This is a genomic window from Mesorhizobium sp. LMG 17147, assembly GCF_024297145.1.
Taxonomy (GTDB): domain Bacteria; phylum Pseudomonadota; class Alphaproteobacteria; order Rhizobiales; family Rhizobiaceae; genus Mesorhizobium.
Genome location: NZ_JANCTC010000071.1, coordinates 1 through 228, shown reverse-complemented (window position 1 = coordinate 228; position 228 = coordinate 1). Strand labels below are relative to the sequence as shown.

General features: G+C 58.8%; 1 protein-coding gene. It reads left to right on the top strand.

All coding sequences use genetic code 11. The features are described from left to right. A partial coding sequence (locus NMG46_RS29620; RefSeq protein ID WP_254820791.1) for an acyl carrier protein occupies positions 1–228 on the top strand: 228 nt, incomplete at both ends.

Sequence of the window (228 nt, the reverse complement as noted above, 5' to 3'; positions counted from 1 at the left end):
GGACGTCATTGCCCTGATCAAGAAACGCGCCGAGTCGGAGAGCGGTGAGGGAATGCCTGCGTCATTCGTCGGCGAGATAACAATCGCCACGGAACTGGACGCGCTCGGGTTCGATTCGCTGGGTTTGGCGGACGTCCTCTGGGATGTGGAACAGGCCTACGGCATCAAGATCGATATGAACACGGCCGATGCCTGGTCCAATCTCAAGAATGTCGGCGACGTCGTGGA